The sequence below is a fragment of the Pseudomonas chaetocerotis genome (genome assembly GCF_015712105.2).
Lineage (GTDB): Bacteria > Pseudomonadota > Gammaproteobacteria > Pseudomonadales > Pseudomonadaceae > Aquipseudomonas > Aquipseudomonas chaetocerotis.
Map to the genome: position 1 here is coordinate 83312 of NZ_JACFYX020000016.1, position 15186 is coordinate 98497.

A 15186-nucleotide genomic window follows, 5' to 3' on the forward strand; every position below is an offset into this window, starting at 1 on the left:
TGGAGCCGGCAGCTCACTATTGCGATACGGCCGCATCCGTCTTCGCGCCGGGGCGGCGCTTCTAAAGTGACCGAACCAGGCGCGGCACCCTGCGTTGTCCAGTAAGGCGCTCGTGTGTGTCTGACGCCACCGCGTAGTCCAGGGCGTGATCTGCGCAACAGCCTGTTCTCGGGTTTGCCCGATGGCGGAGCTTTGCCTTAGATTGGCCGGCTTACCTCGTCCGGCACTGGCCGGTCCTGCCTCGAGATTTTCGCCGTGTCCGCTGCTCCCGTTTCCGTCTATCGACTTGCCGGTTTCCTGCCGTTTCTCATCGCCCGCATCGTGGTGGTGTTCGCCGTACAGATCCAGGCCATCGTGGTGGCCTGGCAGGTCTACGACCTGACGCGCGATCCGCTGTCGCTGGCTTATGTCGGCCTGGCTCAGTTCATTCCCATGCTGGTGCTGCTGATGCCCGCCGGCGACCTGATCGACCGCTACGACCGCAAGTTGATCCTGATGCTCAGTTGGCTGGTCGAAGGCCTGTGTGCGGCGGCGCTGCTGTGGTTGTCGCTGAGTGAGGCGGCCGTCAGTTGGTACTACGCGGTGCTGGTGCTGTACGGCTGTGGCCGCGCCTTCACCGGGCCGGCGCTATCGAGCCTGTTGCCGCAGATCGTGCCGCGCGAACGCCTGGCTGCGGCCATTGCGGCCAACAGCATGATCATGCGCGGCGCGACCATTTCCGGGCCGGTGATCGGTGGCGGCCTGTACGCCATCGGTGGCGGTGGGTTGACCTACTCGGTGTGCCTGGCCTGCTTCCTCGCTGGCTCCGCATTGCTGCTGCGGGTGCCGGTGCGCTACGCGGAAAAGATGCAGGCGCTGGAAGCCACCGCATGGGCGCGTTTTACCGCTGGCATCCACTTCATCCGCACGCGGCCGATCATCCTCGGCACCATCTCGCTGGACCTGTTCGCCGTGCTGCTCGGCGGCGTGATTGCGCTGCTACCGATCTACGCCCAGGAAGTGCTGGAAGTCGGGCCGACGGGGCTCGGCCTGCTGCGCAGCGCCATGGCCATCGGTGAGGTATCGGTTGGCCTGTACCTGAGCATGAAGCCGTTCAACCGCCATGTCGGCCTGGTGATGTTCGGCGCGGTGGCGCTGTTCGGCCTGGCCAACCTGGTGTTCGCGCTGTCCAGCCTGTTCTGGTTGTCGTTCGCCGCGCTGGTAGTGGCCGGCGGCGCGGATATGGTGAGCATGTACATCCGCTCCTCGCTGGTGCAGTTCTCCACCCCGGACACCATGCGCGGCCGGGTCAACGCGGTGAACATGCTGTTCATCGGCTCCTCCAACGAACTGGGCGAGTTTCGCGCCGGCACCAGCGCGGCGTGGTTCGGCGTGGTGCCGGCGGCGCTTATCGGCTGCGCCTGCACCCTGACCGTGACGGGTGGCTGGATGCTCGGCTTCAAGAGCCTGCGCAAAGTGAATCGCTTCGAGGATGCCTCGCCGGGGAAGATGAACTAGCGTCGTCGTTTTGAGGCGTAGCCCGGATGAAATCCGGGGTTTTTGTCTGTTCGGAGCATCGAGGGAATGGTGGGCATGAAACTGATAGTTTCACTGCGATGAACCTTCAATCTTGAAGGTCCATCGACCTGGTTGGATAGCGATGCCCTTCAGGAGGTTTGAATGATCAGAAAAATAGGGATAGCCCCATTCTGCCGATCAGAAACAACAGCAAAATCAGGAAAAAGATACGGATGAATCCGCTTCCATAACGCAGTGCCAGGAAAACGCCTGTCAGAGACCCAGCGATATTGCACAGGCCTACGATGCCACCTGCCAGCCATAACACATTGCCTGATGGCGCGAAGAACAGCAGCGCCGCGCTGAACGTCCCCAAGTTGATGAGCTTGGCGGAAGCCGAAGCGTTCAGGAAATCAAAACCGAAGAACCTGACGAATACGAAAAGCAAAAGACTGCCACTGCCGGGGCCGAATACGCCATCGTAGAAACCGAGTAGTGCACCGAAGAATATGCCGAGCAGAATTTCTCGCCTGCCATGCTGCAGGTTGCTTTGCTGTTGCCCAAAGTCCTTCCTGACAAAGGTATGGATGGCCATGGCGATCAGGAGCACAAAGACGGCATATTCCATGAGCGTCTTGGGAATGAGCGATACCGAAAGAGCACCCAGGAAAGAAAATACGAAGGCAGAAATCATCGTGGGTAGCATGAGCGTCCAGGCGATATTTATTCTTCTCAGGTAGCCCGAGATAGACGAAATATTTCCCAGTAATACCGCCAGTTTGTTCGTGCCGAACACGGTGGCCAAACTATGTTGCGGTAATGCATGCAAAAGCGCAGGCACTTGCACAAGGCCGCCACCACCAACTGCCGCATCAATCAGTCCACCGCAAAACGCAAAGAAACCGAGTGCAACGATGATGTACTCAACACTAATCATGCATTTCCCAGTTTGGGTAGATTAAAGGTGGTGACATACAGGGCTGTCCATTTACAGGTAAGGGTGTGGGTATTTCGATTACAGGCTAAGCGGAATACCCACGCGCGTATTCAAACGGACGTCGTCATGCGGTTAGCGCACGGTGAAGTCCATGAAAGGCATTGCCCACTCGTAGGTTGTAATCCAGCATTACTTCCTTGAGTTTGGTAATGTCGAATGCGAGATCGGTGTTGCGGCTATAGGCCTGCGCTGCAGCTAATGCATGCAGGCCGTGCCTGTTCTCGACTTCTCCAGAGTGCCCCATGACATAGCCTTTTGCATTGCGCAAGGCACGGTTATCGGTACTCAGGGCAGGGGTGCAGGACAGGAGTTTTTCTTCGATATATTGCGCAATGAAGTTGTACTCCCGGCCATTCCATAGCTCCGAAGCGATGGATGTCATCATGGCGTTCAATATCGACTGTTTGTGCTCGATTGTGTCCATGGGGAACGTGTGTCCAGCTATGCCCACGTCATAAAGAAATTCGGAGAATTCATTGCACTCGCTTACGATGAAGGGGGCTTCTTTCCAACGAGAGACGTTGAAGGCATCGGTCATGTAGTCATACATGCCATCGTGCCCTTCATGACCCAGTCCGAAGTCATCTTTTGCGACTTCATGCATATGCGCCATCACATTGCTATAGCCGAGCTGCCGTCCGGTAGGGATCGAGACGGCATCTGCCGCCAGACGCATGATGATCTTGGCGGATACTAAACTGGTTGTCTTGTGGGTCTCGTTCCAGCCGTTGAAGAATCTCAGAACACCACCATCCGCCTCCTGCTTGGCCAGGAACGCATGGAAACACTGCTCTGCCCAGGATTGAGCTTCCTGGGTCGTGTCATGGCAGAGAACTTCGTGCATAACCAGCTGAATGCTGGGAACATGCTCGACATAAGCCGAAATGGGAGCCCTGCGAAAGTCGCTGGTGATCAAGCGGCCAGGTATCTTCAATGCGGAAATATTTTTGGGTAAAGCCTCGATGAACGCTTCGCCCAATTGTTGCATGGATATGTGCTGTTGAAGTGCCGAAGAATGGCTTTTCAGTAGAGTGGAGGTCATCGTTTTACCTTTATCCTTAAAGGAGGCGCTATTAAATACGGTGGCTGCTCAATACAACTGAATTGGCTCGACAACGCTAGGTTGATTGAGTGCTTTTAACAAGTAACTTATAGTTAGTTGTCTATTCACTTTTAGTGAGCGGTGTTGCAATGGAATTGTCACAGCTGAAAATGTTCAAGGTGGTTGCCGACCATGGCAGCATCGTACAGGCCGCTAGAGTGCTGCACTGTGTTCCATCCAATATAACGAATCGCCTCAAGCTCCTTGAGCAGGAGTTGGGTGTGGCTCTGTTCATTCGTAAAGGGCGAGGGCTTGTCATCAGTCCCTCGGGCGAGTTGTTTCTCGGCTATTCCAATAAGATTCTGGCTGTGTGTCAGGAAGCCAAAAGAGCACTTGCACCGGATGCAGTGCCCTCTGGTGTGCTGAAGATCGGTGCTATCGAGTCCGCAGCCACAGGGCGATTACCGATTTTATTATCCAAGTACCATCATCTTTATCCCGATGTGCAGATGCAATTCAGCACTGGGACATGGTCTCAATTAATAAATGATGTGGTAGGGCATAACCTGGATGGTGCAATCATCGCAGTCAATACAACACATCCAGATATTGCTCAGGTAGAGGTCTATAAGGAACCGCTGGTCATGATTGCATCTCCCTCTGTCGGTGCAATACGTGCACCACAGGATTTGGAGCAGATGAACATATTCATGTGGCCCGAGGGGTGCCCATATCGGCGTGCACTGGAAGGATGGCTGAATGAGCACAATGTATCGGCTACCATCACCAGCATCGCCAGTTATGGAACCATCCTCGGTTGCGTCAGTGCCGGGGCAGGCGTTTCCCTGGTCCCTGTAGGGGTTTTCGAACAGTTCAAGAAAATTGGGAATATCAGTGGCTATACCTTTAGCCAGTTATCGCCTGTGCAGAATTATTTTGTATGGAACAAGCATGTAGGTTTTCACCGAGCCAAGGATGCATTTGCTGAGTTGCTGCAGAATGAGTTTAAAAGGCTATAAACCTGATGGCGGAACTGGCCGCTCGCTACGAGATTGACGTACTGCTGGTCACCCATGACCTCGACGAAGCCTCCTACCTCAGCGACGCACGTGCTGGCCCTTCGTAGCCCGGGTCCAGACCTCTCAATAACCACCCACAAATTCTGTGAAAACCCCTGTGGATAACCGTTGCAAAAGCCCTCCGCGCCTAGCATTCAAGCGGGCCACGGCAGGCCGTTCAGTTTTTGCCCAATGACGCTTTTCTGGTGTTATTGCCAGACGGAATATCGCTTTTAATCAATTACTTGGCTCGGGTTTTCAACAGCCGGGCAGGGCGGAGACATGTTTGCGGTAACAGTGCACAGAAGCTGGGGAAAGCGCTGTGGATAAGATGCGGGAAAACTTGTCCAGGCCAGGTGGGGCAAGGGCTGCGTGGGGTTGGTGATTTTTCGTGCAGTGACGCGCGGCTGTCATCTTTCATGGCTATAGTGGCCGGTCGATTTGCAGCCGCTGGAGCCCTCTAATGTCCGATTCCTCTGAACGTCCCGCTCCGGTCAGTCTGCTTCAGGCTTTCTGGTTCTGGTTGAAGCTGGGGCTGATCAGCTTCGGGGGGCCGGCGGGGCAGATTTCGATCATGCATCAGGAGTTGGTGGAGAAGCGCCGCTGGCTGTCCGAGCGGCGCTTTCTGCATGCGCTGAACTACTGCATGTTGCTGCCCGGGCCAGAGGCGCAGCAGTTGGCCACCTATATTGGCTGGCTGATGCACCGCACCTGGGGCGGGGTCATCGCCGGGGCGTTGTTCGTGTTGCCTTCGCTGCTGATTCTGATCGTGTTGTCCTGGGTTTATCTGGTGTTCGGCGATGTGCCGCTGGTGGCGGGGATCTTCTATGGCATCAAGCCGGCGGTGACGGCCATCGTGGTGCAGGCGGCCTGGCGCATCGGCGGGCGGGTGTTGAAGAACGCCTGGCTGTGTGCCATCGCGACGGCGGCCTTCGTTGCCATTTTCGCGCTGCAGCTGCCTTTCCCGCTGATCGTGCTGGGCGCCGCGCTGGTGGGGTACATCGGCGGGCGACTGGCGCCGCAGCACTTTGCGGTCGGCGCCGGGCATGGCGAGGCGGGCGGGGCGCACGCGCCGGCTTTGATCGATGATGGCACGCGCCTGGCTCACACGCATTTTCGCTCCAGCCGGCTGGCGCTGATCCTGCTGGTCGGTGCGGTGCTCTGGTTGCTGCCGATGGGCCTGCTGACCCTGGCGTTCGGCTGGCAGGGCACGCTGACGCAGATGGGCTGGTTCTTCACCAAGGCTGCGTTACTGACCTTCGGCGGAGCCTATGCGGTGCTGCCCTATGTGTATCAAGGGGCCATCGAGCACTACGGCTGGCTGACGCCGCGACAGATGATCGATGGCCTGGCGCTGGGCGAGACCACGCCAGGGCCGTTGATCATGGTGGTGGCGTTTGTCGCCTTCGTCGGCGCCTATGGCCAGCCGGTGTTCGGTGGCGACTCGGCCTTCGCCAGTGGCGCGTTGGCGGCGGTGCTGGTCACCTGGTTCACCTTCCTGCCGTCGTTTCTGTTCATCCTTGCTGGCGGGCCGCTGGTGGAGTCGACCCACGGGCAGTTGAAGTTCACCGCGCCGTTGACCGGAATTACCGCTGCGGTGGTGGGGGTGATCCTCAACCTGGCGCTGTTTTTCGGTTATCACGTGCTCTGGCCCGAGGGCTTCGGCGGCACGTTCGATTGGGTGTCGGCGTTGATTACCCTCGGTGCGGGTGTGGCGTTGCTGGGCTTCAAGCGCGGGGTGATCGAGACCATTGCAGGGTGCGCTGCAGTCGGGCTGGTGGCGCATCTGTTGGTTTGATGAGTGGGCGTGGCATCGCTTGGTGGGTTACGCGGCGCTTGAGGTGGGTGCGCGGCCGTAGGAGCGGTGTTCTGCGCCGCTAACCCACCCTACGGGGCTGCGTTCCTGCAGTCGCAGCCGCGATGCCTGGATAAGTCGCCGCTCAAGCGCCTCCCACAGAGCTGATCCCACTGCATCAATACGATTTCTTTACGCCCCGGCGGCGGGGCGCCAATCGAATCTTTACGGCCAGCCTTTCGACAATGCTCGCGAGCGGATTCCCCGCATCGTGGAGCTTTGCACATGAACGCAATCGATGGTGTGTCGCTGATCCTGGTGGTCGGCCTCTTCGCCTACCTGCTGTCGGCGCTGCTGACCGCCGGGCGTGGCTGAGGAGACGGCCATGCACGACTACGACTGGCTGCTGCTGGCGGCCTTCTTCCTGCTGGTGCTGGCGCCAGCACCTTTTCTCGGACGCTACTTCTACCGCGTGATGGAGGGCCAGCGCACCTGGCTCAGCCCGGTGCTGCTGCCGGTGGAGCGCCTGTGCTACCGCGCGGCCGGCGTCGATCCGGAGCGTGAGCAAAGCTGGCGCGGCTACGCCCTGGCGCTGTTGGCCTTCACTCTGCTCTGCCTGCTGGTGCTGATGAGCATTCTGCTGTTGCAGGGCGCTCTGCCGCTCAATCCGCAGCAGGTTGAGGGGATGAGCCTGCCGCTGGCGTTCAATACGGCGGTGAGTTTCGTTACCAACACCAATTGGCAGGCCTACAGCGGCGAGGCGCAGCTGAGTTATTTCAGCCAAATGCTCGGCCTCGGCGTGCAGAACTTCGTCAGCCCGGCGGTGGGTCTGACGGTGTTGGTGGTGCTGTGCCGGGGGCTGGCGCGGCAATCCAGCGACCGTCTGGGCAATTTCTGGGTCGATATCACCCGCGCCGTGCTCTACGGCCTGCTGCCACTGTGCCTGGTACTGGCCGTGCTGCTGGTGTGGCAGGGTGTGCCGCAGAACTTCAGCGATTACGTCTCGGCCACCACCCTGCAGGGCAGTGAGCAGACCTTGCCGATGGGGCCGGCGGCTAGCCAGATCGCCATCAAGCAACTGGGTACCAACGGCGGCGGCTTCTTCGGCGTCAACTCGGCGCATCCGTTCGAGAATCCCACGGCGCTGAGCAACCTGCTGGAGCTGGCGTCGATCCTGCTGATCCCGGCGGCGCTGGTGTTCACCTTCGGCCATTACGTGCGTGACCTGCGCCAGAGCCGGGCGATCCTGGCCAGCATGCTGGTGCTATTCGTCATCGGCCTGACTGTTTGTGCCTGGGCAGAGCTGCAGCCGAACCCGGCACTGGCGGGGTTGCCCATCGAGCAGGTCGGCTCGCTGGAGGGCAAGGAAGCGCGCTTAGGCAGCTTCGCTTCGGCGCTATGGGCGACCACCACCACGGCGGCGTCCAACGGTTCGGTGAACGCCATGCACGACAGCTTCAGCGCGCTGGGCGGGCTGGTGCCACTGGTCAATATGCTGCTCGGTGAGATCGTCTTCGGCGGCGTCGGCGCAGGCCTCTATGGCATGTTGTTGTTCGTGCTGATCGCGGTGTTCCTCGCCGGGTTGATGATCGGCCGCACGCCGGCCTACCTGGGCAAGAAGCTGGAGGCGCGCGAAGTACGTCTGCTCGTGGCCACGCTGCTGGTGATGCCGGTCGGGGTGCTGGTGCTCGGCGCCCTGGCGGTGAGTTTCGCCGGCCCTGCGGCATCTGTAGGTAACCCTGGTCCACATGGCTTCACCCAGGCGCTTTATGCCTACGGCTCGGCCACCGGCAACAACGGCTCGGCTTTCGCCGGCTTCACCGCCGACACCCCCTACCACAACCTGATGCTCGGCCTGGCCATGCTGCTCGGGCGCTTCGGCTACATCCTGCCGGTGCTGGCGATTGCCGGCAGCCTGGCGGCCAAGCGCGCCGCGCCGCAGGGGCAGAACAGTTTTCCCACCCATGGGCCGCTGTTCGTCGTGCTGCTGACCCTGACCATCCTCCTGGTGGGTGGCCTGACCTTCATGCCGGCGTTGGCCCTGGGCCCGCTGGCCGAATACCTGGCGTTCTGAAGGAGAAACCGTGATGAATGCCCCCGTAACGGCGCAACGAAGCGTCAAATCGCCCAGCAGCCAGCCGCAGACCGGCCTCGGCGCGCTGTGGCGCCCGGCCCTCAAGCAGGCCTTCGTCAAGCTCGACCCGCGCCAATTGGTGCGCTCGCCAGTGATGCTGGTGGTGGAGCTGACGGCGCTGGTCACCAGCGTGCTGTGCTTCGTCCCCAACCCCGCAGTGAGCACCGCCCTGGGTGTGCAGATCGCCCTGTGGCTATGGTTCACCGTGCTCTTTGCCAACTTCGCCGAAGCACTGGCCGAGGGCCGTGGCAAGGCCCGCGCCGACAGCCTCAAGTCCGGCAGCCAGGGGCTGATGGCTAACAAGCAGGTCGGTGCGCAGTTCCATTCCGTACCGGCCAGCAGCCTGCGCAAGGGCGATGTGGTGCGGGTCGAGGCCGGTGAGCTGATCCCCGGTGACGGCGAGGTGATCGAAGGTGTGGCGGCGGTCAACGAGGCCGCCATCACTGGCGAATCCGCGCCGGTGATCCGCGAGTCCGGCGGCGACCGCTCGGCGGTGACGGGCAACACCCGGCTGGTGTCGGACTGGCTGCTGGTGCGCATCAGCGCCAACCCTGGTGAGTCCACCCTCGACCGCATGATTGCCCTGGTCGAAGGCGCGCGCCGGCAGAAGACGCCTAACGAGGTGGCGTTGGATATCCTGCTGATTGGCCTGACCCTGATCTTCCTGCTGGTGGTGGCCACGCTGCAGCCGTTCGCCCGTTTCGCCGACGGCGACCTGCCGCTGATCTACCTGGCGGCGCTGCTGGTGACGCTGATCCCGACCACCATCGGCGGCCTGCTCTCGGCCATCGGCATCGCCGGCATGGATCGCCTGGTGCGCCTGAACGTCATTGCCAAGTCTGGCCGTGCCGTGGAAGCCGCCGGCGACGTGCACACCCTGCTGCTGGACAAGACCGGCACCATCACCTTCGGTAACCGCCGTTGCAGCGCCATGGTCAAGGCACCCGGTGTGTCCACGCTGGAATTGGCCGAGGCGGCGTTGCTGGCCTCGCAGGGCGATGACACGCCGGAGGGCAAGTCCATCGTCGAGTACCTGGCGTCCTTGCACCCGATGGAGGTGCCCGACCGCAGCGGCATGACGCTGATCGCTTTCACCGCCGAGACGCGCCTGTCCGGTGCCGACGTGTGCGGCGTGGCGTATCGCAAGGGCGCGGTGGACGCGGTGCTGGCCTACCTCGACCTGGGGCGTGACGATCTGCCGGCGCCGCTGGCGCGCGAGGTGGAGAAGATCGCCCAGAGTGGTGGCACGCCGCTGCTGGTGGCCGGGAATGGGCGCCTGCTCGGCGCCATCCACCTCAAGGACGTGGTCAAGCCGGGCATCCGCGAGCGCTTCGCCGAGCTGCGCGCCATGGGCATCCGCACCGTCATGGTGACCGGCGACAACCCGCTGACCGCCGCCGCCATCGCCGCCGAGGCGGGTGTGGACGACGTGATCGCCGAGGCCACGCCGGAGAAGAAGCTGGCGCGCATCCGCGCCGAGCAGGCCGAAGGCAAGCTGGTGGCGATGTGTGGCGACGGTGCCAATGATGCCCCGGCGCTGGCCCAGGCCGACGTCGGCCTGGCCATGAACGACGGCACCCAGGCTGCGCGCGAGGCCGCCAACCTGGTGGACCTGGACAGCGACCCGACCAAGCTGATCGACGTGGTGCAGGTGGGCAAGGAACTGCTGGTGACGCGCGGCGCGCTGACCACCTTCTCGGTGGCCAACGACGTGGCCAAGTACTTCGCCATCCTCCCGGCGCTGTTCGCCGGCATCCATCCGCAGCTCGGCGCGCTCAATCTGATGCAGTTGCACAGTCCGCAGAGCGCGATCCTCTCGGCCATCGTGTTCAACGCGCTGATCATCGTCGCACTGATCCCGCTGGCGCTGCGCGGCGTGCGCATCCCCGCGCTGGACGCCGGCCAACTATTGCGGCGCAACCTGCTGATCTACGGCCTGGGCGGGCTCGTCGCGCCCTTCGTCGGCATCAAGCTGCTCGACCTGCTGCTGGTGGGGTTGGGCTGGGTTTAACAGTGTTGTTTCACTCGCACGCGGTCTGCCCCTCTCCTATTCATGGGGGCACGCCCAGTGGAGAGGGCTGGGGAGAGGGTAGGGCAGGCCACTGGGTCTTGCCGGACAGACCCTCTCGCTCAGCGACGTAGCCCGGATGCAATCCGGGGCCACAGGAATCAGGAGATTCATCATGCTCGACCCTATTCGTCCTGCCATCACCACACTGGCTTTCATGACCCTGCTCGTCGGTGTCGCCTATCCCTTGACCGTTACTGGCGTGGCGCATCTGGCTTTTCCCGATCAGGCCGCTGGCAGCCTGGTGCGCGACGACGCCGGCCAGGTGCGCGGCAGCCGCCTGATCGCCCAGGCCTTCGATGGTGATCAGTGGTTCCAGTCGCGCCCCTCGGCTGCTGATTACGCCACTGTGGCCAGCGGCGCCAGCAACCTGTCGGCCGGCAATCCGAAGTTGTTTGCCCGCATCGAACAGGCCAGCGCCGGCCTTGCCGGTGACACGCCGGTGCCGATGCAATTGGTCACTGCCTCGGGCAGTGGCCTCGACCCGCATCTGTCACCTGAGGCCGCCACCTGGCAGGTGCCGCGCATTGCCCAGGCCCGTGGCCTGGACGAAGCCGAGCTGCTGCGCCTGGTCGAGGCACACACCGAGCGCCCGCTGTTCGGCCCGGCGCTGGTCAATGTGCTGGCTCTGAACCTGGCGCTGGTCGACAATCCACCCATTTCTTCCCAGTGACGAGTGCTCGATGAACGACAGCCTGCGCGCCGAAGCGCTGCTCGCCGACCTGCCCCGCGAAGGCCGTGGCCGGCTCAAGGTGTTCCTCGGCGCGGCGCCGGGCGTGGGCAAGACCTACGCCATGCTCCAGGCCGCCCATGCGCAACTGCGCCAGGGCGTGGCGCTGCGCGCCGGGGTGGTGGAAAGCCATGGCCGCAGCGAGACCGAGGCGCTGTTGCTGGGCCTGCCACAGCAGCCAGCGCTGCGCCTGCCGTATCGCGGCCTGGAGCTGAGCGAGATGGACCTCGACGGCCTGCTCGCCGACCCGCCCAAGCTGGCGCTGGTCGACGAGCTGGCGCACAGCAACGCCCCCGGCAGCCGCCACGCCAAGCGCTGGCAGGACGTGCAGGAGCTGCTGGCAGCCGGCATCGACGTTTACACCACGGTCAACGTCCAGCACCTGGAAAGCCTCAACGACCGCGTCCGCGACATCACCGGCGTGCAGGTGCGTGAAACCGTGCCCGACTGGGTGCTGCAGGAGGCCGACGAGATCCAGCTGGTCGACCTGCCGCCGCGCGAGCTGCTCGAACGCCTGCGCGACGGCAAGGTGTACATGCCCGAGCAGGCGCGGGCGGCCATCGACGCCTTCTTCTCGCCGACCAACCTCACCGCACTGCGCGAGCTGGCCATGCAGACCGCCGCCGCGCGGGTCGATGCCGACCTCGATCAGCGCTACCGCCAGCTTGGCCAGGCCGCGCCCAGCGTGCTCGGCCGCCTGCTGGTGGGGGTGGATGGCGATGGTGAGGCCGAGCGTCTGGTGCGCCACGCCTGCCGGGTGGCCGAGCGGCGGCATCTGCCCTGGTCGGTGGTGCATGTGGACGGCCGCCGAGCCATGGACGAGGAACAGCGCGGCCGTCTGCAAGCCGCGCTGCGACTGGCCGAGCGCCTCGGCGGCGAAGTGGTGACGCTGCATGGTGACTCGGTGGCGCGCACGCTACTCGACCATGCCCGCGAGCGCCGCGCCAGCCTGATCCTGGTCGGCAACAGTACGCGGCGTCTGCGTCGGCGCTGGCTTGGTCGCGGCCTCGGCGAGCGCCTGCTGGCTGCCAGGGCGGGGCTGGAGGTGAGCGTGCTGGATGCGGCAGGTGGTCAGCCACAGGCTGGCCGGCGTCCACGACTCGCCGCGCGCTGGCGCGACTACCTGCTGGCCACGCTGGCTGCTGCCTGCGCTACGCTGATTTCCCTCGGTCTGGCGCGGGTGCTGGAGTTGCCGAACATCTCCCTGGTGTTTCTCGCCGCCGTACTGCTGGTGGCGGTGCGCAGCAGCCTGGGGCCGGCGCTGGCGTGCTCGGGGCTGTCGTTCCTGGCCTACAACTTCCTGTTCATTCCGCCGACCCTGACCCTGCGCATCCAGCGTCAGGAAGACGTGCTCACCCTGCTGTTCTTCCTGCTCATGGCTGGGTTGACCGGCAACCTGGCCAGCCGCCAGCGGCGCCAGGTACAGGCGCTGCGGCAGGCGCAGGGCGAAACCACGGCGCTGCTGGAGCTGTCGCGCAAGCTCACCGTCGCTGCCGACCGCCAGGCCGTGCTGGCCGTGGCTGAGCAGCAACTGGGTGGCTGGGCGGACATGCAGCTGACCCTGCTGTCGCGCAACGCTGATGGGCAATGGCGCCATGAAGGAGGGCTGCACGCGGAGTTGCCTGATGCCGAACGCGCCGCCGCCGACTGGGCCTGGCAGCACGAGCAACCTGCCGGCCTCGGCACCGACACCCTGCCCGGCAGCCGCTGGTGGTGGTGGCCGCTGTGTGGCGAGGAGGGGCCGCTGTTGCTGATCGGTTTGCAGAGCGCCGACGGCACACCACTGGCGGATGAGCGTCGGCGCCTGGTGGCGGCCCTTGCCCAGCCGCTGGCGCAAGCCCTGGCCCGTGCGCAATTGGCCGAGGAGCTGGAGGCGGCGCGCCTGCACGGACAGACCGAGGAGCTGCGCAGCGCGTTGCTGGCCTCGGTGTCGCACGACCTGCGCACGCCGCTGACCGCCATGCGCGGCTCCATCGACAGCCTGCTGGCCTTGGGCGATGCCATCCCAGCCTCGGATCGCAACGAGCTGCTGGAGGGCACCCGCGACGAGGCCGAGCGCCTCGACCGCTACATCCAGAACCTGCTCGACATGACCCGCCTCGGCCATGGCGGGCTCAAGCTGGCGCGCGACTGGGTGGCGCCCAGCGACATCGTCGCCAGCGCCCTGCAACGCCTGCGCGCGGTGCTCGCGCCGCTGCAGGTCGAATGCCTGCTGCCGCCGGAACCACCGCTGCTGTACGTGCACGCGGCGCTGATCGAGCAGGCACTGGTCAACGTGCTGGAGAATGCCGCGCGCTTTTCGCCGCCCGGTGGCCGTCTGCGCGTGGCGCTGGAGTACGACGAACAGGCGCTGCGCTTCGTCGTCGCCGACCAGGGCCCTGGCATTCCCGAGGCGGAACGGGCGAAGATCTTCGACATGTTCTACACCGCAGCGCGGGGTGATCGCGGTGGCCAGGGCACGGGCCTGGGCCTGGCGATCTGCCAGGGTATGGTGGGTGCCCATGGCGGCCGCGTCACGGCCGGCGAGGGGCTCGATGGCCGTGGCGCCAGCCTGACCCTGCACCTGCCATTGACCGCGCAACCGCAAGCCGCCGAGGAAGACTGATGAGCCAAGGGCCGAGCATTCTGCTGATCGATGACGAAGCGCAGATTCGCAAGTTTCTGCGCATCGCCCTCAGCGCCCAGGGTTATCGGGTGCTGGAGGCGGCGAACGGCGGAGACGGTCTGGCCCAGGCGGCGCTGCATAACCCGGATGTGGTGGTGCTCGACCTCGGCCTGCCCGACCTCGATGGCCAGCAGGTGCTGCGCGGCCTGCGCGAATGGAGCCAGGTGCCGGTGCTGGTGCTCTCGGTGCGCGCCAGCGAGGGCGAGAAGGTGCTGGCGCTGGACGGCGGCGCCAACGACTACGTGACCAAGCCGTTCGGTATCCAGGAATTCCTCGCCCGTGTGCGCGTGCTGCTGCGCCAGGGCCAGGGCCGAGAAGCGCTGCCGGCGAGCATCGTCTGTGGCGCGCTGAACATCGATCTGGCCTACCGCCGGGTCACCCTCGACGACGCCGAAATCGCCCTGACGCCCAAGGAATATGCCGTGCTGGCGCTGCTCGCCCAGCACCTCGGCCGGGTCGTGACCCAGCAGCAACTGCTGCGCGACATCTGGGGGCCCAGTCACGTCGGCGACAGCCACTACCTGCGCGTGGTGGTCGGCCACCTGCGGCAGAAGCTCGGCGATGACCCGGCTGCGCCGCGCTACCTGATCACCGAGGCGGGTGTCGGTTATCGCTTGCGCGAGCCCGCCTAAAGCGCCAGCGCCAGGCGTAAACGATCTCGATGCTGCAGGCCATTCTCGAACAGTGGCTCGGGGTAGTGCTGCAGGAAGTAATCCGGCTCCACCGCTACCACACGAAAGCCGGCGCGCTGGTAGAAGGTCAACTGGTGGCCAAAGCTGCCGGTGCCCAGCTCCAGGCGCTGCGCGCCAAGCTGCCGCGCCTGGTCGATGGCATCGTGCAGCAGCAGAGCGCCAATGCCGCGACCCTGATGCTCGGGCTTTACGGCGATGTTCATCAGCTCCCAGGTCCCGGCGCTCAGGGCCTTGACCACGTAGACGCCGACGACCGCGTCGTCCAGTCGCGCGACCACGCAATGGCCGTCCTGCAGATAACCGGCGATGAGGGTGATGCTGGGATCGGCTTCCAGCAGCAGCGCCATGGGCGCCTGTTCGCCGGGAACCTTGTGCAAGGTTAGGGAGGTCATGATGGCTCTTGGTTATGTGTTTTGGTTATATGTTTTGGTTATGGATAAATCATTATTTATTCTTTTTATTTCGATTGATTCCTGAGCATAGTGAGCACCACGCAGCCACTGCCAAG

The 15186-nt window shown here is 63.5% G+C and carries 12 protein-coding genes; 9 read left to right on the forward strand and 3 right to left on the reverse strand.

The features are described 5' to 3' along the window. Window positions 1–255 precede the first annotated feature (255 nt). Window positions 256–1497 (forward strand): MFS transporter, encoded by a 1242-nt coding sequence (locus H3221_RS23145; RefSeq protein WP_196476250.1) that lies wholly within the window; start codon window positions 256–258, stop codon window positions 1495–1497. 166 nt (window positions 1498–1663) lie between these two features. Here H3221_RS23145 and H3221_RS23150 read toward each other — a convergent pair whose 3' ends face one another. Next, entirely contained in the window at window positions 1664–2434 is a 771-nt protein-coding gene (locus H3221_RS23150) for a sulfite exporter TauE/SafE family protein (protein WP_196476251.1), read from the reverse strand. Window positions 2435–2558: 124 nt separating this feature from the next. Continuing rightward, window positions 2559–3536 (reverse strand): hypothetical protein, encoded by a 978-nt coding sequence (locus H3221_RS23155; RefSeq protein ID WP_196476252.1) that lies wholly within the window; start codon window positions 3534–3536, stop codon window positions 2559–2561. A gap of 149 nt (window positions 3537–3685) precedes the next feature. Between H3221_RS23155 and H3221_RS23160 the strand changes: the two genes are divergently transcribed. From H3221_RS23160 to H3221_RS23195, 8 genes are all read left to right on the forward strand, one after another. Then, entirely contained in the window at window positions 3686–4555 is an 870-nt protein-coding gene (locus H3221_RS23160; protein WP_196476253.1) for a LysR family transcriptional regulator, read from the forward strand. 502 nt (window positions 4556–5057) lie between these two features. Further along, window positions 5058–6392: a chromate efflux transporter gene (gene chrA, locus H3221_RS23165; RefSeq protein ID WP_196476254.1), complete on the forward strand. Its 1335-nt coding sequence runs from the start codon at window positions 5058–5060 to the stop codon at window positions 6390–6392. Between the two features lie 282 nt (window positions 6393–6674). Continuing rightward, window positions 6675–6764, forward strand: a complete 90-nt coding sequence (locus H3221_RS23170) for a hypothetical protein (protein ID WP_021490657.1) — start codon at window positions 6675–6677, stop codon at window positions 6762–6764. Between the two features lie 10 nt (window positions 6765–6774). Next, entirely contained in the window at window positions 6775–8463 is a 1689-nt protein-coding gene (gene kdpA / locus H3221_RS23175) for a potassium-transporting ATPase subunit KdpA (protein ID WP_196476255.1), read from the forward strand. Between the two features lie 13 nt (window positions 8464–8476). After that, window positions 8477–10534, forward strand: coding sequence for a potassium-transporting ATPase subunit KdpB (kdpB, locus tag H3221_RS23180; protein WP_196476256.1), 2058 nt, complete (start codon window positions 8477–8479; stop codon window positions 10532–10534). A 172-nt stretch (window positions 10535–10706) separates the two neighbouring features. Next, on the forward strand, window positions 10707–11264 hold the full coding sequence (kdpC, locus tag H3221_RS23185) for a potassium-transporting ATPase subunit KdpC (protein WP_196476257.1): 558 nt from the start codon (window positions 10707–10709) through the stop codon (window positions 11262–11264). Window positions 11265–11274: 10 nt separating this feature from the next. Beyond that, complete coding sequence (locus H3221_RS23190; RefSeq protein ID WP_196476258.1) at window positions 11275–13926, forward strand: sensor histidine kinase; 2652 nt, start codon at window positions 11275–11277, stop codon at window positions 13924–13926. Next, entirely contained in the window at window positions 13926–14618 is a 693-nt protein-coding gene (locus tag H3221_RS23195) for a response regulator (RefSeq protein WP_196476259.1), read from the forward strand. Before H3221_RS23190 ends, H3221_RS23195 begins: the two co-directional genes overlap by 1 nt. On the opposite strand, the gene H3221_RS23200 is transcribed toward H3221_RS23195, so the two are convergent. Continuing rightward, the gene (locus H3221_RS23200; RefSeq protein ID WP_196476260.1) at window positions 14615–15070 is read right to left on the reverse strand and encodes a GNAT family N-acetyltransferase; all 456 of its coding nucleotides are present in this window, start codon (window positions 15068–15070) and stop codon (window positions 14615–14617) included. The two genes, H3221_RS23195 and H3221_RS23200, sit on opposite strands and share 4 nt — an antisense overlap. Window positions 15071–15186 lie beyond the last annotated feature (116 nt).

Coding starts and splice junctions, on each gene's coding strand:
- H3221_RS23170 (WP_021490657.1), top strand. CDS start 6,675: ATGAACGCAATCGATGGTGTGTCGCTGATCCTGGTGGTCGGCCTCTTC.
- kdpC (WP_196476257.1), top strand. CDS start 10,707: ATGCTCGACCCTATTCGTCCTGCCATCACCACACTGGCTTTCATGACC.
- H3221_RS23190 (WP_196476258.1), top strand. CDS start 11,275: ATGAACGACAGCCTGCGCGCCGAAGCGCTGCTCGCCGACCTGCCCCGC.
- H3221_RS23195 (WP_196476259.1), top strand. CDS start 13,926: ATGAGCCAAGGGCCGAGCATTCTGCTGATCGATGACGAAGCGCAGATT.
- H3221_RS23150 (WP_196476251.1), bottom strand. CDS start 2,434: ATGATTAGTGTTGAGTACATCATCGTTGCACTCGGTTTCTTTGCGTTT.
- H3221_RS23155 (WP_196476252.1), bottom strand. CDS start 3,536: ATGACCTCCACTCTACTGAAAAGCCATTCTTCGGCACTTCAACAGCAC.
- chrA (WP_196476254.1), top strand. CDS start 5,058: ATGTCCGATTCCTCTGAACGTCCCGCTCCGGTCAGTCTGCTTCAGGCT.
- kdpA (WP_196476255.1), top strand. CDS start 6,775: ATGCACGACTACGACTGGCTGCTGCTGGCGGCCTTCTTCCTGCTGGTG.
- H3221_RS23200 (WP_196476260.1), bottom strand. CDS start 15,070: ATGACCTCCCTAACCTTGCACAAGGTTCCCGGCGAACAGGCGCCCATG.
- kdpB (WP_196476256.1), top strand. CDS start 8,477: ATGAATGCCCCCGTAACGGCGCAACGAAGCGTCAAATCGCCCAGCAGC.
- H3221_RS23160 (WP_196476253.1), top strand. CDS start 3,686: ATGGAATTGTCACAGCTGAAAATGTTCAAGGTGGTTGCCGACCATGGC.